17 protein-coding genes and 1 pseudogene are annotated in these 19,830 nt (G+C 34.9%); 4 read left to right on the top strand and 14 right to left on the bottom strand.

Translation table 11 applies throughout. The annotated features are described in order from the left end of the window. Positions 1-131: 131 nt before the first annotated feature. From CO726_RS17645 to CO726_RS17620, 5 genes and pseudogenes are all read right to left on the bottom strand, one after another. A complete protein-coding gene (locus tag CO726_RS17645; RefSeq protein WP_098761052.1) occupies positions 132-398 on the bottom strand; it encodes an ArsR/SmtB family transcription factor in 267 nt (88 codons plus the stop codon). Between the two features lie 228 nt (positions 399-626). Beyond that, positions 627-3,974 (bottom strand): annotated as a pseudogene (locus CO726_RS17640) (trifunctional glycoside hydrolase family 18/polysaccharide deacetylase/glycosyltransferase family 2 protein). 203 nt (positions 3,975-4,177) lie between these two features. Continuing rightward, positions 4,178-5,515 carry an anti-sigma factor domain-containing protein gene (locus CO726_RS17635; protein WP_099685100.1) on the bottom strand — a complete coding sequence of 446 codons (1,338 nt, stop codon included), beginning with the start codon at positions 5,513-5,515 and terminating at the stop codon, positions 4,178-4,180. After that, positions 5,505-6,227, bottom strand: a complete 723-nt coding sequence (sigI, locus tag CO726_RS17630) for an RNA polymerase sigma factor SigI (RefSeq protein ID WP_099685099.1) — start codon at positions 6,225-6,227, stop codon at positions 5,505-5,507. The genes CO726_RS17635 and sigI overlap by 11 nt, the downstream gene beginning before the upstream one ends. 584 nt (positions 6,228-6,811) lie before the next feature. Then, positions 6,812-7,573: a glycosyltransferase gene (locus tag CO726_RS17620; RefSeq protein WP_099685098.1), complete on the bottom strand. Its 762-nt coding sequence runs from the start codon at positions 7,571-7,573 to the stop codon at positions 6,812-6,814. Positions 7,574-8,101: 528 nt separating this feature from the next. On the opposite strand from CO726_RS17620, the gene CO726_RS17605 reads away from it, so the two are divergent. Both CO726_RS17605 and CO726_RS17600 read left to right on the top strand, forming a co-directional pair. After that, the gene (locus CO726_RS17605) at positions 8,102-8,584 is read left to right on the top strand and encodes a hypothetical protein (RefSeq protein WP_099685097.1); all 483 of its coding nucleotides are present in this window, start codon (positions 8,102-8,104) and stop codon (positions 8,582-8,584) included. A 202-nt stretch (positions 8,585-8,786) separates the two neighbouring features. Next, entirely contained in the window at positions 8,787-9,149 is a 363-nt protein-coding gene (locus CO726_RS17600) for a hypothetical protein (RefSeq protein WP_099685096.1), read from the top strand. 599 nt (positions 9,150-9,748) lie between these two features. Here CO726_RS17600 and CO726_RS17595 read toward each other — a convergent pair. The 3 genes from CO726_RS17595 to CO726_RS17585 form a co-directional block, all read right to left on the bottom strand. Further along, on the bottom strand, positions 9,749-10,063 hold the full coding sequence (locus CO726_RS17595) for an alpha-helical endospore appendage domain-containing protein (protein WP_099685095.1): 315 nt from the start codon (positions 10,061-10,063) through the stop codon (positions 9,749-9,751). 505 nt (positions 10,064-10,568) lie between these two features. After that, positions 10,569-11,555 carry an alpha-helical endospore appendage domain-containing protein gene (locus CO726_RS32825; RefSeq protein WP_099685094.1) on the bottom strand — a complete coding sequence of 329 codons (987 nt, stop codon included), beginning with the start codon at positions 11,553-11,555 and terminating at the stop codon, positions 10,569-10,571. 291 nt (positions 11,556-11,846) lie between these two features. After that, positions 11,847-12,326, bottom strand: coding sequence for a GyrI-like domain-containing protein (locus CO726_RS17585; RefSeq protein ID WP_099685093.1), 480 nt, complete (start codon positions 12,324-12,326; stop codon positions 11,847-11,849). A 109-nt stretch (positions 12,327-12,435) separates the two neighbouring features. On the opposite strand from CO726_RS17585, the gene CO726_RS17580 reads away from it, so the two are divergent. Beyond that, a complete protein-coding gene (locus CO726_RS17580) occupies positions 12,436-13,398 on the top strand; it encodes a helix-turn-helix transcriptional regulator (protein ID WP_099685092.1) in 963 nt (320 codons plus the stop codon). A gap of 156 nt (positions 13,399-13,554) precedes the next feature. Here the strand turns inward: CO726_RS17580 and CO726_RS17575 are convergent, their stop codons facing one another. The 6 genes from CO726_RS17575 to bla2 form a co-directional block, all read right to left on the bottom strand. Beyond that, positions 13,555-14,304, bottom strand: coding sequence for an ABC transporter permease (locus CO726_RS17575; protein WP_099685091.1), 750 nt, complete (start codon positions 14,302-14,304; stop codon positions 13,555-13,557). Then, positions 14,305-15,066, bottom strand: a complete 762-nt coding sequence (locus CO726_RS17570; protein ID WP_099685090.1) for an ABC transporter ATP-binding protein — start codon at positions 15,064-15,066, stop codon at positions 14,305-14,307. It abuts the gene before it with no gap. A 154-nt stretch (positions 15,067-15,220) separates the two neighbouring features. Beyond that, positions 15,221-15,562, bottom strand: coding sequence for a DUF1048 domain-containing protein (locus CO726_RS17565; protein WP_000891990.1), 342 nt, complete (start codon positions 15,560-15,562; stop codon positions 15,221-15,223). Positions 15,563-15,637: 75 nt separating this feature from the next. Further along, positions 15,638-15,958: a PadR family transcriptional regulator gene (locus tag CO726_RS17560; protein WP_000429486.1), complete on the bottom strand. Its 321-nt coding sequence runs from the start codon at positions 15,956-15,958 to the stop codon at positions 15,638-15,640. 467 nt (positions 15,959-16,425) lie between these two features. Next, the gene (hcp, locus tag CO726_RS17550) at positions 16,426-17,712 is read right to left on the bottom strand and encodes a hydroxylamine reductase (RefSeq protein WP_099685089.1); all 1,287 of its coding nucleotides are present in this window, start codon (positions 17,710-17,712) and stop codon (positions 16,426-16,428) included. A gap of 593 nt (positions 17,713-18,305) precedes the next feature. Next, a complete protein-coding gene (gene bla2 / locus CO726_RS17540; protein WP_099685088.1) occupies positions 18,306-19,079 on the bottom strand; it encodes a BcII family subclass B1 metallo-beta-lactamase in 774 nt (257 codons plus the stop codon). A 482-nt stretch (positions 19,080-19,561) separates the two neighbouring features. Here bla2 and CO726_RS17535 point away from each other — a divergent pair, with 482 nt between their 5' ends. Continuing rightward, on the top strand, positions 19,562-19,747 hold the full coding sequence (locus CO726_RS17535; RefSeq protein ID WP_099685087.1) for a hypothetical protein: 186 nt from the start codon (positions 19,562-19,564) through the stop codon (positions 19,745-19,747). The last annotated feature ends 83 nt before the right edge of the window (positions 19,748-19,830 follow it).

Below are 19,830 nucleotides of genomic sequence, written 5' to 3'. Positions count from 1 at the left end.
GTGATACGGCAAGACCCAAATTAAGAAGTATATGAAACAAATTAAAAACCACAATGCATACGACTAATGTTAATAAGAAAATTATAGTCGCTGAATTTCTTACTTCATTTTGAAGTCTAAACAGTCACCCATTAAGCCAAGCTTAATAATATCGCTTTTGTACGATTATCCGTTACTTCATAATAAATTTCTAACCCTTTCCGAGTACCTGTAACGACTTTAGTAGCTTTTAATTTAGATAAATGTTGACTAATTGTACTTTGAGGCATTTGTAACATTTCATACATTGTCGTTACGTTAATAGGACCTTTTGCAAGCATTATGTTTACTAATGATAAACGGACAGGATGTGCTAATACCTTCAATACTTCAGTGATTTCTTCATACATTTCTTTCATATTTTTTCTCCCCTTTTATATACATATTTATGTTATCCATATATATATTTCGAAGGTATATATGATTTTATGTCCGTCATTTTAAAAAAATATAAAAAATTTTTTTCCCGAAACTAAAGGCGTATCTTAACATAATGTCTCACTATCAGTACCCTTATAGATACAGACGTATCTAATCTACACTCAACTAACTAAAATCAATAAAAAGAGAGCGGATAACCCGCTCTCTTAAGATGCCTCCTTATGTTCCGTAGAATGTTTAACGCTCCCCATTCTCTTTAGCTTATTCCACCCTACCGCTACTCCTCGAATCGATGAGAATATAGATTTAATGACAACATAAGTCATAAATTGACGATAAATAAAGCGTTGTAAAATTAACCATACTAATGGTTTCGGATTCTCCTCCTCTAATTTAAATGCAAACAGAGATGCGAGGAGATCCATTAAAAAGAATACAAAATAAAATCCTAAAACTTTTAGTGGATTACTACTAAATAGTCCCACAATCATTAATATATCTGCAAAAGGAGCAATGAATTGGAGAACATATTGGAATAACCACATATTTGGCAATGCGATAAATCCTAATGTTTTATGCTTTGAATTACATAACGCTTTTCGATGTTTCCAAAGACATTGAAGTGTACCATATGACCAACGATATCGCTGTTTAATGAGACTTTTCACATCTTCAGGTGACTCCGTAAAAGCATAAGCCTTTTCTTCATATACAATTCTATGTCCTTGACGTAAAAATGTAATAGTAAGATCCGTATCTTCTGCTAATGTATCTTCGCTTAAATATCCAGATTCAACTACATTCTTCTTACGCCACGCCCCAATAGCTCCTGGAACTACTGTAATACAATTTAACTCATCAAAAGCTCTACGTTCTAAATTAAACCCTGTAATGTACTCAACATGTTGCCAAGTAGTTAACAAATTCCGTCTATTCCCCACTTTGACATTACCTGAAACTGCAGCTACATTCTGATCTTCAAAGTGTCTAACCATTAGAGAGATGGCGTCTTGCGCAATAATAGTATCCGCATCTAAAGTGACAATGATTTCTCCTCGCGATTGTTGAAACCCTAGGTTCATTGCCGATGATTTCCCGCCGTTTTCTTTCTGAATGAAACGAACTTTAGGATGTTTATAAAATGTTTCTTGCATTACTTTTGACGTACCATCTGTCGATCCGTCATCCACAACAATAACTTCAAATTCTCTATAATTACTATCCAAAATTGAGCGAATCGTTTTGGCTATCACCTTTTCTTCATTATATGCTGCTATGACAACACTAACAAAAGGTTGATAGGACGAATTAATATAGCGAGATAGCGTTTTTCTTTTCTGCTTCCATGCAAAATAAATTAAGAATAAGAATCGAAAAATACCTAATCCAATAGCAACATAAAAAATAGTTGTTAATATATGTTTAAAATATCCCGCTCCTGAAAAGACAGCTTTATTGTAAAGTAAATATTGCTCACCCTCAGAAGAAACAGGAGGCATAATTTCATCTCGTTCTTTATTCATTAAATCTGAAATTGTTACAAAACTATATCCATGCTTTTTAAGGTCTTTAATAATGATTGGCAGCGCCTCTACTGTATGGGTACGATTCCCTCCCGCATCATGGAGAAGAATAATATTTCCCTCTCCCTTATAAACGGGATTAAGAGCACGCTTTACTAATTCATTTGTTGATGGTGTTGCCCAGTCTTCAGGATCAACTTTTTCTGCTACCATTGTATAGTTCATATTTTGTGCACGTAAAATCGGTAATATTTCATTTGATGAATCCGGGTTAGCATCCGCTTCATATGGTGGTCTAAATAAAACCGTAGAATGTCCAGTTACTTCCTGAATTAAACGTTGCGTCGTATTAAGTTCTACTTTTGTTCGTAGTAAAGACGTATTAGCTACGTTAGGATGCTTGAAAGTATGATTGCCAATTTCATGACCTTCATCGTATATTCTTTTTACAATACTAGGATTTAGTTGCGCGTTTTCACCAAGTACAAAAAAAGCAGCTTTTATTTTATTCTCTTTTAATATATCCAAAATTTCTGGCGTATATTTCGGGTCTGGTCCATCATCAAATGTTAATACTACTTGTTTCCCATTTGGTTTTCCATATCGTTGCACTTCATATGCAGATGGTAAGGATTGATATACTTCATCTGTAAGATAACCATCTTTGCTTACTTTAAAATCTCTCAATCCATTTTTCTTTTCATTCTCAATCTGTAAAATTTCACCTTGTCCAGAATAATTCACTTCATCTAAACTAGTGATTTTATGTAATACATCAGGATTTTTTTGTGCCTCAATCGGATTTTTTAAAACTTTCCATATTGTAGGATCTTCTGCTCCTAATCTCCATAGCGCAAACCCCTTTGCATTGTTGTCCATTGCGATTTTCACTTGATTATAGAGAGTAACACCGTCTAAGAACCAAGCAGTATGTTCTTTCTCTCCTGTTTTATATCTAAAATAAGGATTTCCACTAATCTTATCCCATTGAATTTTCATATTTGAATTATGAGCCATTACCATAACTTCTGAAAAAGTTAAAGATTTCGCCGGTTCCTTACTATTTACTTTCCAATCATATCCATAGTTACCGAAAGCAACTATAAGTTTATTAGACGGAATATTCAGTTCTTTCAATGTGTGTTGGAACCATTTATTTGAAGCAATTGGTCCTGGTTCTCCCGCTCCATAGTGCTCATCGTACATCATTACAATCATTCGATCTATTATTTTTGCTAACGCACTATAATCAAAAGCCTTATCATTAGCTGGAATATCTTGTGTAACGAGCAAATCATGTTGATGAAAGACCGTAGTAAGTTCTTTCATAAAATTTGTTAAGTTTTCTCTATCACTTTCAGGTACTGCCTCAAAGTCAATATTAATACCCGCAAATTGATTCTTTTCAACTTGCTTTACTAAATCATTTATAAACTTTGTCTTTACATCATTTGAGGAATTCAGTAACTTATGAATTAGCCCACTATCAGGATCAGAAGCTTCCTCTGTATAGTTAGTAAGTAAAGGCATAATTTTTACTTGGTTTTTTTCTGCTAACTTTACTATCTCAGGATTTATCTCACTTCTAATCGTTAAATCTGCTTTTAAATGATACCACTCTGGTACTAGGGTGGTTAATGAATCGATATTTTCTTTTAAAGAAGCAGTACTATTTTCATCCTAATTTACATAAAAACCATACACTTCTTTAGGTTGTTTACTAGCGTTCGTCGAATTCACCAAATTTTTCTTATCCTTCGTTTCGGTATTTGGTTTAAATTCTTCCTTCTTTAACTGCTGATCACTAAGTTTTTGATTAATAGGTACAAGTTTATTATCTTGTTGTACAGCGGTATTCATATTTGGAATTTCTGGTGTTGAAAAAATACTTTGAAAGAAAAAATAAAATACAATACTTACGCTAACTACTGAGATACATAGAAACCAAATAAAAGCTTTGTTTCTCCTTCCTTTAGGATCATAAAAAACAGGTTTTGATTTATCGTTCTCTTGTTGAATATTTTTCTCCATTATATTTTTCACATACTCCTTCTTAATAGAACTATAGAATAATAAAGTGCAACTTTAATCAGCCCTCACCAATTGGGCATTTACAAGCAGCCCACTCCCACCTAACTTCTTTGCCATAGCCACATTTTGAGATGGGAGTTTTACTGCCCGCAATAGCGAGATAAATCCTTTTAGCTTTGAAATGAATCTCCCGCTTCCATATTCTATTGATTCTTCTTTTCATTCCCTTGCTGGTGGCCTCTATTTTCTTGTTGAGACCCCCTACCATTGTTCCCTTGCTCGTTTCCATCATTTTCTTTCTGGGATCCTCTTCCATTGTTCCCTTGCTGATTTCCATTATTTCCTTGTTGAGGACCTCTACCGTTGTTTCCTTGCTCGTTTCCATTATTCCCTTGTTGAGATCCTCTACCGTTGTTCCCTTGCTCGTTTCCATTATTCCCTTGTTGGGATCCCCTACCGTTGTTTCCTTGCTGATTTCCATTATTTCCTTGTTGAGGACCTCTACCGTTGTCCCCTTGCTTATTTCCATTATTCCCTTGTTGAGGACCTCTACCGTTGTTTCCTTGCTCGTTTCCATTATTCCCTTGTTGGGATCCCTTACTGTTGTTTCCTTGCTTATTTCCATTATTCCCTTGTTGAGATCCTCTACCGTTATTCTCTTGTTGAGTTCCTCTATTTTCTTGCTGAGATCCTCTTCCATTGTTTTCTTTTATTTGCTTCGATGGCTGTTCCCCTGTTTTCTTTTGTTCTTTATGCTCTGGCTTCTCATATTTTTTTTCTTTTATAGGAGACAAATCTGGTGATGCATCAGGGGCTGGCTTTTGCTGCGATTGCACCTCTTCTTCGTTTTCCACCTGATTAGACGGCGTGGCAGGAGGAGTAAGCGATTTATTCTTCTCATTTTCTTGCTTTATATAGACACCTGTGCCAATTCCGGCTTTTCTAGCATTCTCTCGTACTTGCATCGTGCTACTTTGATATTCGACTGTAATATGTTTTAGCTCATATTCTTTCTTTAATTCTTTCATTACCGTTTCCAACTGTGGTTCTAGCAACTTGTCCTTTGCAACAGCTGTTAGCATAACTTGCTTATCATTCGTTAAATACTTATCCTCTTGACTCTGCTTTATAATAGTGCGTATCACATCTTGCAGATGCTTATTTTCCCACCTTTTCATTTCTTTTAAAATGCGCCTTCCGTCATCATTACAAGCCCGCAAATCTATAACACGAAGATCCTTCGTTACGCTCGCCTCTAAACTTGGATTTATATCAACTGAGACGTAAGCAAATACTTTTTCTTCCGGTTGGTTGTAGAAAAATAACAGCGCACATAGAAAACAAGCAACAAGTAATGATGCTGGCTTTAAGAAATAAGGGATTGAAAAACGCGCTGCTTTTTGTTCTTGCTCATCAAATGAAATTTCCTCTCCAATCATGCAAGAATCCCCTTTTCTTTTACACGTAATAAACTCTCCATTTGGAGTTAAAACAACTACGCTATGCTTTTTTATATCCATCACAATTCCTTTATTCATCATGCTTTTCCCCTCTTATATAACCAAGAATATATGTATAGTTGTTTGCAAAAATAATACACATTGCAATAATGTATTTTCTATGTCGTTCCAACGTTTTACGACTTACCCTAACACGCGGTTCAATATGTTTAAGCGGTAACTTTTTCTTTCGGAACAGCTCCTCCATCATTTCCTCTTCTTTTATAATCATCTTTACAATTTCTATTAAGTGCTCACGCGTGTCACGATGCTTAGGAGATTCTTTCGCAAGCTCTGAAAATGTGATTTTAAACTCAGCTAACACACTTTGAAAATGAAGAATTTCCTCCTTACGGTTACTATTGTCCATTTCTTTCATATACTCCGTAAGCGATACTTGCATTTCTAACATTTCCTCTTGCTCATCTTCTTTTAAAAAGACACGGTTATGCTTAGACTCCTTGCGTATATAGTCAATTACATCTCTTTTTATAAGAAGATCAGCAAACGCTAGAAAAGATTTCCCTTTTTTATATGAATACTGTTCAATTGCTTCGTTAAACGCAAACAATCCAATACTATATTCATCATCCTGTTCTGTAATATATCGGCGGCAGACAGACGAGATTGATTTTCTAATAAACGGCTGATACTGAACGATAAAGGCTTCCTTATCTTCTCCGTTGTTTTGTATGTTACATACGATATCTTCTATTTTCGGTTTTCTTAAGATCTTCATTACTAAACTCAACACTGGTAATCTCTCTCCCTCCTTCTGCTTTAAATAGAAAAATGGTCACTAAACAAGTGACCATTTAACCACATTTTGTTAGTACTTTTCTTTGGTCTTGTCTTCTTGCTGTTAGTTATATTTTTCGAGTCTAACTTTTTCCAACGTTTTCTTAATGATTTCCCTTTTCTCTCGGCACTAAAGTTAAGTTTGTATTTTTATCTACTTTCTTATTTTCTACCGCTCGTTTTGCTTATTCTTTTTCTATTTTATCTGCAATCCTTGAATAACTCTCCTCAATATAATTGGTAATTTCATCCTTTTATTTCAGATGCCCCACTTAATCTAGTAATTTTATTAACACTTCAACATTCTTTCATAATCATTTTTCTTCGCTATACATATTCGGAGGAATACAAAGTTTTATGGGGGTCAAAAAATATTTTTTATAAAAAATAGATATTTATTTCAAAAATAAAAACCATTAATTTGAAAAAGGGCTAATCAAATTGATGGTTTTTTTGTAGTATCTATTAAATTAAGTTGTGCTCTCATTATATATAAGAAAATCAGCTATTCTCACTATTTTCTGCCGATTTTCTCCAACGTTACCTTTCTTGATTATCATAATATGTCTTATCTGCATATTTTCTATCATTTCCTTTTAGATAAGCTAATATTACTTTTGGATTTTTAAATAAGGCCCAGTCTCCATATGTATCAAATCTTCTGCATGAAGTTATCATTCCATTTTTAATGGTACCGAATTTCTTATTATTTTGCTTTCCCCATTCTTTTAACCGTTTAGCAAAATCTGCATCTTCTGCCATCAGCATGTTTTCATTAAACCCGTTAATTACCATGAAATCTTTTTTATAGCACCAAAAAATCCCTACAGATATAGCTCCATACTTAAAAAGTAAGGGGATTATAATTAGCATTGCAGAAAAGAATATTCCTAAAGATATTCTTTCAAACTTCCCATTCACCCCACCACCAATGTATTTACCTGAAGCTAAATATTTATCCACATTAGACAACATAGACTCTGTCATTATAGTATCAGCGTCTATAGTAATGATTATTTCTCCACTAGCTATTTTTGCCCCTGCATTTCGGATTTTAGATAAGTTTTTATCATTATTTTTTAATGTAATACAATTATAAGATTTTGCTATTTCCTCTGTTTTATCTGTGCAACGATTTAAAACAACTATAACTTCCGTTTGCTCTTTATATGCCTCTGATGCCTTTGCAATTGAATCTAAACATTTTTTAATGTACTTTTCTTCATTATGTGCAGGAATTATAATAGAAAATTTCACATCTTTTTTCAAATTGACTCCTGAAGATTTGTTTGTCTCAGTCATAATATCCCCCTTATTTTATAAGATAAATATCTGTTATACAGAATATATATTGAAATTTATTAAGTTATATTATAGGAGCTGAAGATAAACTATTATTGCTTTAGGTTTTATAGTGCTATCAAGCAATACAAAATAAAATTCCCGTAACATAAAAAAGATTTTCAAATTTTTTAGATACTCCTACTGTCGACGTTCAAAAGCAAGACGTACAGCAAGCCCTGTCAAGACGCTTGCCATAAGCCACCACCTTACAGTAATTTCCTTTTAGTAAAACCGTTGGGGGTACATGTGTTACTAACAAGATTTGTCCAACAAGACTTGCATGTGTAGGATGCGCTACTAAAATACCTGAACCAGAACAAAAACATGAATTACTTGAATATCTTGATTGGGCAGAAAAATCGAAGGAGTATCATGAGGAAAGAGGTTACAAACTGGAAGTTTTGAAAATGAAAAAAACGATACATGATGCGAAAGATGAATTAAAAGAAATAGCATTAATCGAGGAGTATAGGAGAGATAAGAAAAATGAGCCAAGACTTATCCATAGAAAACCATAAAAATGGTCTAGAGCGTGATTACGAAAAAAGAAGGGTTAACTCCTTCGAACTAGGTAAAAAAGCAATAGACGCCCTACTTTCGGAGGGCAAAAAAGTTACCTTGCACAATGTATCTAAAAAGACAAAAGAACTTGATGAACAAGGTAAAGGGATTCATTTTAACACTATTAGAAATTATGAAAAACTCTATGCGTATTATAAAGAAAAGAGTAAGAGCTATAAGAAAAAACAAAAAGAGCTAGAAAAGCATCTTCCCTATCGAGAAAATGAAAAACATACTTTTCATAAGTTCGAGCAATTAAAGCCGGACAGAAATTTAAAGAATGTGTACAAACAGTATATGCGTTTAACAAAGGCTGAATTAGCAACGCGTTTGATAGAAGCTGAGCAATATATCGCAGAAGGAAATCTAGAGTATTTGGAAAAGTTATTTGAGACATACGAGGGATAAAAATTGAATTAAAACAATAATTTGTCGTTGTACCCACATAATAAAACAGTAAACAAAGGTTGTATTTAGTTTACTATTTAAAAAATAATGAACTACAAATATAATTAATGTATTGCATAAAGAAACATGAATTAGAGCTAAAATAGCTTCAAAATAATAAGTGATTTACATGGTTAATGATGTATACCGGAGGACCAATTAAATGAGTTATATTAATAAAATTGTAGGTAAAAATATAAGAGTATTCATTGAATCTAGAGAATTAAAGAATTCATGGGTAATGGAAAGAGCGGGAATCGGTAAAAATGCTTTTTATAATATGTTGAATGGCAAGAGTAACATCGAAGAGCATATAAAGAAGCTAAGTGATTTTTTTGAAATAGATGATCCTATGTACTTTTATAAAACTGATTATGACTATAACAAACCCAAGGGTATATTGAATCGTAAAGAAATGGCTCTGAAGCTAGTTGGTGGCGAAGACAATCATAAATTGAACGAGGGGATTGAAGTATTCCTTGAGCTCGTAGAGTTAATTAAAGTGTTGAAGGTCGCGCAGGAATAAAGACAGAGAGGTAACATGTAATACCGAATCTAAAAGTAATTAAAGGGGGACCGCCAGCACTTCGCCCTCCCACGCTAAGAGCATGCAGAATTTTATACAGTTTTTCAGCTAATCCAGTAACAAGCTAAAACACGAAAAACCACACCATGATAGGAATGTATAGACTGATAAAAAGAGAAAAAAGTGGATTCCTTATGTGAGCAAGGATTCCACCTTACCCTTGCTACTGATAATGAGACGTTATGTTAACAAAATATGTATACAACATACATAAATTTCACACTATACAATAAGTTCTTCTCTACTCTTCTTTAAACTATTTATTATGAATGGTTAATCTTTGGGGTTTCCTTATTTTTGCGTGTGAGTGTTAGCTTTCATAAAAGTAACTACAATATCGTGTAGGTATATTTCTTTAAGTCTAGACACTTTGGATTAATTGTATAACAACAAAAAAGCCCCTCAACTATAATTGTAGATTAAACACCTTACTTATAGTACAAGTGGCTTTTTTGTTGTACTTTGTAATTGTATATTTAAACATATTTGTCTAGAATAATATGAATGGACAAATATGTTTAAAATTTTACCTTTGAAACTTATAGAGGTGTAATACCAACCAAATCTAATACATTTTCTAATTTAAATTGTAAAAGCATTTCTTGCTTTACAACTGTTTGTAGTGTTTGTTTTACACTATTATTTACTGTTAACAAATTTGACAATGTCACTGGTGGAGGAGTAACACCCGTATCTAGTGTTCCTAATATAAATTGAGTTTTTTCCGCTTCACTATTAATAATATGCGCTAATGCTAATTCCTCCATCGCAATAGAAGCTACAATCAAAGAAATAGATTGTCCTGGGGTAATTGAAATAGTTGGAGTAATATTAGGGATATTCGCTTGAGACATATTCATCTTCCTTTCTTTTTTCAAAATCTATACATCATACGAGCTTGGAAAGAATTTTGAGCCTGTCCGGAAAGCCTGTATTTTTTCAAAATCAAAAAAACACCCCCACCACCTCAGAAAATGAGGAGATGGGGGGATTGTGAAATTAATCAACTCCTTAATGCTCACTTTGTTCCGCTTACCGTTGACTAATATCATAAACTTAAGTATTTAACATAATTTTACAAAAAATATAAATCATTTAATATATACAATTAGTTTAACACCTGAACAAACAATTGATTTTTTTTAAGAGGTAGCGCGCACATTTTAACATTTTTACACTCTAGGACGTTTGTAAAAATATTAGGTATTAATAAACGTTTATAAATGATTATAAAAAACGCTTAGAATATAAAAAATAACGTTTTTTATATTCTAAGCATATATTTTCGTTAAAATGTGAGTGGTACCCTTATTATTTTCATCATTCTACTCATATTACACTTCAATCTATCAAAATTTGTTATGCCAGTTTTACTATCTGAACAGTAGCTCCATTTACAGTTTTAGTATCGGGAGAAAGGTTATTTAGTGTTAGTACATTCGGTCCTGCTCCTGTATTTATTACTGCACCTGCAGATACTGATACTTGAGAGACTGGAAATAAATTACCTAATGCTGCGAAACCACTTGCCGATCCTGGTACTAAAGTTCCATTTAAATCAAAAGCTAACTGTCCACTTCCACTTCCCACTGAAACATCAGCTTGATAAGAAATATAATAAGTCTGATTTGGTGCTAACATGATATCTGTAGAACCTGGAGTATGTGTAATCGCTGTTCCATTAATAACATCGTTACTAATTAAAGGGACATTTGCGCCGCTAGCAACAGTTACAACCATACCAATATTACTTATGCTAGCATTATTAGCTGTAATTAATGGACCGGTAGCTCCTGTAGCCCCACTTGGACCAGTTGCTCCTGTAGCTCCTGTAGCCCCACTTGGACCAGTTGCTCCCGTAGCTCCTGTAGCTCCACTTGGACCAGTTGCTCCCGTAGCTCCTGTAGCTCCTGTAGCTCCACTTGGACCAGTTGCTCCCGTAGCTCCCGTAGGACAAGTAGCACACACACCAGTAGGTCCTGTTACTCCAGTGGCACCAGTTGAGCCAGTTGGACCGGTTGGTCCCCCAGCTGGTCCCGTAGGTCCTGTTAATGAAGGAGCTTTCAATACCTCTTTTAACTTATTTTGTAAATACATTTGTTGTTGTGTTGCAGTTTGCAACATACAATTTACACTTTCATTCACTGCTAGTACATTACTGATTGTTGCTGCTGGTGATAACCCTGGAAGTGTTCCTAACACATATTGAATTTTTTCTGCTTCTGCATTAATAATATGTGCAAGTGCCAATTCCTCTAATGCAATCGATGCAATGATTAAATCTAGTGATTCTGTTCTAGATAATGTAATATCGGGCGTAATATTTGGTAAATTTGCTTGAGACATATTTATATCCTCCCTATCTATCAAATTTTATAAAGAATAAGTCTCGCTATAAAATATGACAAATATGGACAGCTCATTTTATTTTTTGCTTAGCGTTGTCTGTTTCCGAAATGCTGGCGGTACCCCTAATTGTCGTGATAAAAGGAGTGAATCCCCCACTCCCTATTATCATATGATTGTTTAACAACATGTCTTCATAGCTAGATTTAGCCTTAAACTTCAACATTTTTGCCTTTCAGTAAAATCCAAGATTGTTAGCCTCTATTTTCCATATTCGCACCTTTTATCACTTTACTTCCTAACAACTGGAATCCACATTTCACCAAACACTAAACCATTTCTTTGTCCCATCTCAACCGTTGTATTCGGCCCACCCACATAGGCAAAATCTTTTGCATCTGGTAAAGCTTGACTGAAGGCGATGCCCGTAAGCTTATTACTTAGCTCTTCAGCCGTTTTATCTTCCCCTTTCACTATTAAGTATTCTCCCCTCGGAAACTGGATCACTCTAGACTCTTCTTCTATTTGTGCTTCTGTCATGACACCAGCATAATACATCATCTTGTTATTCACCGCTTCGCTCACAGAAAAAATGTATTCGTTTGTAGCTAAAGCTTTTAAAGTATCCAGCCTTCCATCTTCTTTAACAGCCGACCAAAAGTCTTCCTTTTCTTTATTTATTCCAGCAAAGTCTGTGTATTCGCTCTTAATTTCAGTTCCAATGCCTAACACAATAAAGCTATCTTTTTCTTCTATCGTATAATTTTTCATATTCAAAACCTTCCTTTTTTTTAATGAATCAAATGATTTATCTTTTCATCTGATGAGTTTATAATATCTTTAAATCATGTCAAAAAATGATACTGTTTAGGAGACTCCAATGAAAAAAGTTGAACGGATTAATACAATTATGCGTTATATCAACAATCGCTCCCACTTTACAATTACTGAAATCATACGAGAATTTAACATATCACGATCGACAGCTATTAGAGACATTAGAGAAATTGAAGCTATGGGCATGCCACTTGTCGCTGAAGTTGGGCGAACTGGTGGATATTTCGTCATGCATAACTCTATCCTGCCCGTTGTTCGCTTTACTGATAACGAAGTCAAAGCTCTTTTTATTGCCTTTATGGCCACAAGAAATCAACAACTTCCCTATTTAAAAAGTCGTCAATCTTTAGCCGAAAAACTACTAGGACTCATCTCAGAAACCCAGCAAGATGACCTTGTTCTTTTAAATCAACTCTTGCTTTTTGAAGGGACTAACCCTCATAATCCCGACCTACTTGAGCTTTCTGACCTCCCCCACCCTATGTTAGAAAAACTCATCCAAATTCTTCTTTTGGATAGACATTTATTGATTACTGTCAAAGAAGAAGAGGAAATCAAGTCTTATCCAATTTATCTACTACACCTTTATCAAGAAAAAAGCCATTGGATCATTGAAGGGTTTGACTTAAAAGAAGAAAAGAAGCTAATTTTTCCTGTCGATGACCTCATCAATATTGAACCGTACACGACGAAAAAAAGGGTAAGTAAGAAAAAAATTTTAGAAAAACTCAGTAAAAAGGACGAAATAATTAATCTAGTACTTGAATTAGGACCAAAAGCGATTGCTCAGTTCAAAAAATACCACCCTTTCAAAGTTTCAATATCTTATACAAACCCTTATCAATCTACAGCTATTTTAAAAACATTTATCAATGTTCACAATTCCGATGAAGTGACAGAGATTACAAATTGGCTGCTTTTCCTAGGGAAGGATATTGAAATTGTGGAAATGCCTGAAGGAGTATTAAACGATTTACAAGAGCGGTTATGTTTATATTCTTCGTAAGCAGCGATCCGTTAAACCTCAAAATATTGAGTTTAATTCGTTACCGGTTGCCCATATTTTCTACCATGAGTGCGCAACAAATAAGAAAAGCACGGAAAATCTTCCGTGCTTTTCTTAATATATATATTATTCCTGAAGGTTTAGTGAACTCGGTACTTACCCTAACTGACGTTTAAATGCTTTACTAGCGAAAAAGTAAGAGATGATCATGATGCCTACACACCAAATGAGCGCAATCCATATATCTTTGCCAACAGTCCCTTCATATAAAAGGGCACGAATTGCATTTACGATTGAAGTTACAGGCTGATTCTCTGCAAACGCACGGACGATTTTGGGCATTGTTTCGGTAGGGACGAAGGCCGAACTAATAAATGGAAGAAAAACTAGTGGGTACGAGTATGCTGTCGCCCCTTCCATAGACTTCGCTGTCAGCCCTGGAATGATAGCTAGCCATGTTAGCGCTAACGTAAACATCCCCAGTATTCCAGCTACTGCAAGCCAATCTAGAATATTAGCACTAGAACGAAAGCCCATTAAGAGCGCAACAAGAATAACTACCACGATAGTAAGCACATTAGCAACAAGAGAGGTTAAAACGTGAGCCCACAATATCGATGAGCGCTTAATAGGCATCGTAATAAAACGTGCCATTAGCCCACTCTTTACATCCGTAAATAATCGTACAGAAGTGTAAGCCACACCGGATGCGATAGCCATTAGCAAAATTCCCGGCAATAAATAATTGACGTAGTTATCCGTTCCTGTCTTTATTGCCCCGCCAAATACGTAAACAAACAATAGCATCATCATAATCGGTGTAATCGCTACAGTAATAATTGTATCTGGACTACGCATAATATTACGCATTAAGCGCCCTAGTAATACCTCTGTTTTGCTTTTCATTTACATCTCCCCCTTTTTACCGATAATCGCAAGGAAAATTTCTTCCAATGTTGGCTGCTTCTCGATATACTCCACTTTCGCTGGTGGGAACCTCTCTTTCAGTTCAGTAAGAGTACCTGTCGTAATAATTTTTCCGCCATGCAAAATTGCAATACGATCAGCCAGTTGTTCTGCTTCCTCCAAGTACTGAGTCGTGAGCAAGATCGTTGTGCCGCTGCCGGCAAGTTCCTTGACTGTATCCCACACTTCGATCCGTGCTTCCGGATCAAGTCCAGTCGTTGGTTCGTCAAGAAAAATAACTGCTGGCGCCCCGATCAAACTCATCGCGATATCAAGCCGGCGTTTCATCCCGCCTGAATACTGATCTGCCCTCTGGTTGGCTGCATCTGTCAAGCTAAATCTTGCAAGTAGATTGTCAGCAACTTGGACGGGACTAGAAACACCACGTAACTTAGCAATCATTATCAAGTTTTCCCTCCCAGTAAGCATGCCGTCTAAAGCTGCGAACTGTCCTGTCAAACTGATGCTTTGCCGAACATGATCCGGTTGACGCTGAATATCAAACCCGCAAATACTTACTTCACCATCATCTTGTTTCATTAGCGTCGAAAGGATATTGACCGTTGTCGTCTTTCCCGCTCCATTTGATCCTAGCAGCGCGAAAATTTCGCCACGCTGCACCTCAAAATCCACTCCCTTTAAGACTTCTTTGTCTTTAAAAGATTTTTTTATCCCTTTTACAAAAATCGCTGCATTACCCATACTTTTTCCCCCTTAAAAAATAGATTACTTACACCCTCTATTTAGTATCACTGATAATCTGTATTACTTAGTAGTGGTTTAAAAATATAACTGAATAGCAATGGCGGCAGTTCACATTGGTAACCAGCTAATCAGTCGGTATGACTTATTACATTTATTTTTTTCTCAATTTCTTCATGATACTTTCATTCAAATCTTCACGATACTTGGAGACATACGTTTTAGCGTTTGCCACTAGTTCATCAGCAAAGGATGCTACGTCCTCCCCAGTAATATCAAGCACTTGTCTGCCTTCCGCTGCACCGGCTTCAAACAAATCAATTAATTCATACTGTATGTGCAGCATATCCATCCCGTTGCCCGCTGAGAAATTCCACATGTAGTTTTGAATTTTCTTAAACACAAACTGATAGTCTTCCGGTAGTGCCCCAACACGTGCCATCATCATTTTGTACTCTTTTTTATCACCAATTAATTTTTTGAACATTTCCAACATCTTATTTTCCTCCTTTTTTATACAGCGGAACAAGAAACTCTCCAATTATGGGCCGGAACATTTTATATTATGAAGCTAGTTTGACTTCAAGACGTTAATTTTCGAAGATACAAAATCCCATTTTTTCCAAAACAATTCCAGTTCCTGACGACCATCCTCATTTAGTGAATAAAACTTACGAGGCGGTCCCATATCTGATGGTTTCTTTTCAATATTCACAAGCTTTTTCTTTTCTAATCGTACGAGGATAGTATAAACCGTCCCTTCCACAACTTCGGTAAACCCAAGATCATTCAAGTGGCGAGTAATCTCATAGCCATACGTTTCACGGCGGCTAATGATTTCTAGTACACACCCTTCCAGTGAACCTTTCAGCATTTCAGTTAAATTTTCCATATCCTGATCCTCCTTTACCCCCTATTCTGTCTGACTTATATTCAGTATCACAGAGTACTAAGGCGAATTTTTACTGAATAGCTTTTGAGTAAAACCACACTATTCAGTATTACTTATTACAACTACATTGTATGACTTAGTAGCAATAGATGTCAACTGATTTTCAAAATTTTTCTAAAATCCGCTATTACCTATTGTTTACTGAAAATATTTTTTAAAAAAACACTACTCAGTATCACCTATTACAAGTACATTGTATGACTGAGTAGTTGTAAATGTCAACTCGATTTTTATATTTTTCTAAAATCAACTATTACCTATTAGATACAGCGCATTTTTTTTGAAGAAATTTCTCCACATACCTATCCCGCTAAGAAAAGAAAATACCCCAAAACAAAAATTCTACATTTTTGTTTCGGGGTGCTATAGGCTAGCTCTTCTTATTAATAAGACAGATTATCCTTCTGTTACGATAACATCATTTCCATATCTTCCGCTGCATTTGTAATCAGTTTCAAACCGAATGTTTCTTGTAATACATCAAGCACGCCAGGTGAAATAAATTCAGGAGCCTTTGGACCGATGCGAATATCTTGAATACCAAGACTAAATAGCCCAAGTAAAATAGCAACCGCTTTTTGTTCAAACCACGATAGGACAATACTCACTGGCAATTCATTCACTTCGCATTGAAAAGCATCTGCTAAAGCGGCTGCTATTTTCACTGTAGAAATTGAATTATTGCATTGTCCCAAGTCAATGTAACGCGGAATTTCCGTACCAGGTACAACACCGTAATCCACATCATTAAAGCGGAATTTCCCGCAAGAAGTTGTTAAAATAACTGTTTCTGGCGGAAGTAACGTTGCTAATTCACGATAATATTCTCCGTCTTTTCCTGGTGCATCACAACCTGCAATAACAAAGAAACGTTTTATTTTCCCTTCCTTTACTGCTTCAATAATTTCTGGAGCTAATGATAATACTGTATTATGATGAAACCCTGTTACTAACTGTTCATCCGACTCCATATGTACTTCTGGAAGTTCTAGCGCTTTTTGAATCAACGGTGCAAAATCATCATTTTCAATTTTTTGTACACCCTCTAAACCTGCAATATCATATGAAAAGAATCGATCAGAGTATGATCCTTTAATTGGCATAACACAGTTCGTTGTCGCTAATATGGCGCCTGTAAATTTTTCAAAAAGACGTCGTTGATCATACCATGCCTTACCAATGTTTCCTTTTAAATGCTTATATTTTTTCAGCTGCGGATAACCGTGTGCTGGCAACATCTCAGAATGCGTATAAATATTAATTTCTTTTCCTTCTGTTTGCTTTAATAATTCTTCTAATGCAAACAAATTATGACCAGTAACTACAATTGCTTTACCTTCTACATGGTTTTGTGTAATTTGAACAGGTTCTGGAACACCAAAGTGATTCGTATGTGCCTCATCTAATAACTCCATTACTCGTAAAGCTGATTTCCCTACTTTCATAGCCATATCAATATGTTCTTGTTCATTAAAGTTAGAATTGGTTAATGTCATATACAGTGCTTCTTGGGTTGTAGCATCTACAAAAGCATCCGTATACCCTAGCTGAGCAGCATGCGTACGATAAGCAGCAATTCCTTTTAACCCAAACACAATCGTATCTTGTAAACTTGCTATTGTTTCATTTTTACCGCAAACACCTATTACTTTACATCCGCCTGTTGGCGTTTGTTCACATTGATAACAAAACATGATCATCCCACCCTCTCCCAATGATTGCTTACAAACTAAGCATAATACCCATTGAGGAAAAAGGATGTGATATCAATCACAATAATATATAAGAATTTGTGACAGTTCATATTGTTGACATAATATTTTTATTGACTCTAAAAACATTACTGAAAAATGCGCATCTTTGTTGGTACTTTCAAATAGCTAGTTAATAGATTTAGAGAACTATTAACTAGCTATTTTTGATTAAAGATTCTATGGGAAAGCCCTTTATTTACATTATTTTAATATTGTTTACATTATTTATATGATACATTTATATAGAAACTACTTAAGAAATTTCATTTACATTGTTATCTTTATAATCTCTGATCTGCTTGACAAGAGATTATGTTATATTTTCATAACAGGGGTGAATGAGGATGGCTGAAACTTTAAAGACACTTATAATGCTTGATGCTACTTACGTTGTTATCGCAATTATGACGGTACTGGTATTTGTATACTTGGAATTAAAATCTCAGTAACGTATGCAGGCTTCGCATTTAAATATAGTTAGAAAAAAGCGAGGAGAAAATTGTTTCTCCTCGCTTTTATATTCCCACAGTTTCTTATTTCAACAAATCCAATGTATGTAAAAGTAATCCTCTGTCTCCTACTTCTCCATGACCGGGTACTACCGAATTTATATTTCTATATCGCTGCATCACATTCTCAATCGATCTAGACCATTCATTTACATAGGCATCAGCGACGTTTCCTAAATCTTTAGCTTCAGCAGATTTTACTATACAGCCTCCAGCTAAAATATTGTATTGCGGTAACCATACAACAATATTATCTTCTGTATGTCCTTTCCCTGGATAGAACGTTTCTACTTTCATATTTCCAAACTTTAAATTCGTAATCGTTTGTAAATCTCCAAGTGGTTCTTCATATCCACTTTTCTTTGCTAGTTCCGCAGTCAATGCTGTACTATGCGCTTTAATGCCTCTTTCTTTCAACGTTTTTATTCCGCCAATTCGATCAGCGTGCGCATGTGTAATAATAACATCCGTTACGCGCTTCTTAAATTTCTTTTCTACCATCTCTATTAATTCCTTCGTTAACTTATCATCCCAAGAAGAATCGACAAGTACTAACCCTTTAGAAGTAGTAAGAACTAGACCGTTCGAAGGAACTGCTTCTCCGTTAAAATAACCTAACTCCGTATGAACCCATACATTTTTGTTTAACTGAGAAATTGAAATAGTTCCTTTCTCATTCTTTATTACTTTTTGCTCTAGCTTTTGTTCCGCTTTCACAGAAGAAATTGTACTAACAAATTGAGTTACTCCTAGTAAACTTACACATACCCCTACTTTTAATAATGTATTCTTTTTCATTTTCTCTACCCTTTCTTTCAAACGAAATAGTTATTACCTATAATAGACAAATCACCTTAACAGTTTGTTCCATCTTTTCTTACATATTTTTCATAACATAAATAAAAAGCACACAAAATTTTGTGCGCTTTAATTGTATTTTGTTAAATTATAACATTCATACTATAATTTATTTATAGCCCTTTAACGGAGGTGTTTTCAATGATTCTCTTCGCTTCCCCATCATTATTCATACTAGCAATCATTTCATTTATACTAGCCTATTTCATCGGAGTAAAACAATACACTTGGCTCTTATCATGATTCAATGAACGCCGTGTACCAGATAAAGTGAAACTTTAATCAGTGGGGGTTTTCTTCATCCCCCACTGATTATTAGTTGAACCAATCGGACTTTTATGGGCAGTTGATCCCCCACCTAACTTCTTTGCTTTCGCTGCATTTTGAGTTGGGGGTCTTACTGCCCATTAAAGCGGGATAAAGTGAAGTTATCAAAAATAGTTGGTCTTTATAATTTAATCGCACTACATTTATTATTTGATATCGTTGGCTGGCTTGTTTTCAATGTGCCAATTAAAAACAAAGAAATCATTATTCCCTTACTAACAACCTCATGGCTACTGTACATGTACCGAGATAAATTTTTTAAAGCATTCACATCGAATTAACTAAAAAACTTCATCGATAAAAGATGAAGTTTTTTCTTTTTCTCTCATTCTCTCTATTTACTACTGTATAATAGAACTAACAT

Origin of the sequence: Bacillus fungorum (assembly GCF_002746455.1) — a bacterium.
Classification (GTDB): Bacteria; Bacillota; Bacilli; order Bacillales; family Bacillaceae_G; genus Bacillus_A; species Bacillus_A fungorum.
The sequence above is the reverse complement of the archived record's forward strand: the minus strand, read 5'-3'. Positions and strand labels throughout refer to the sequence as shown.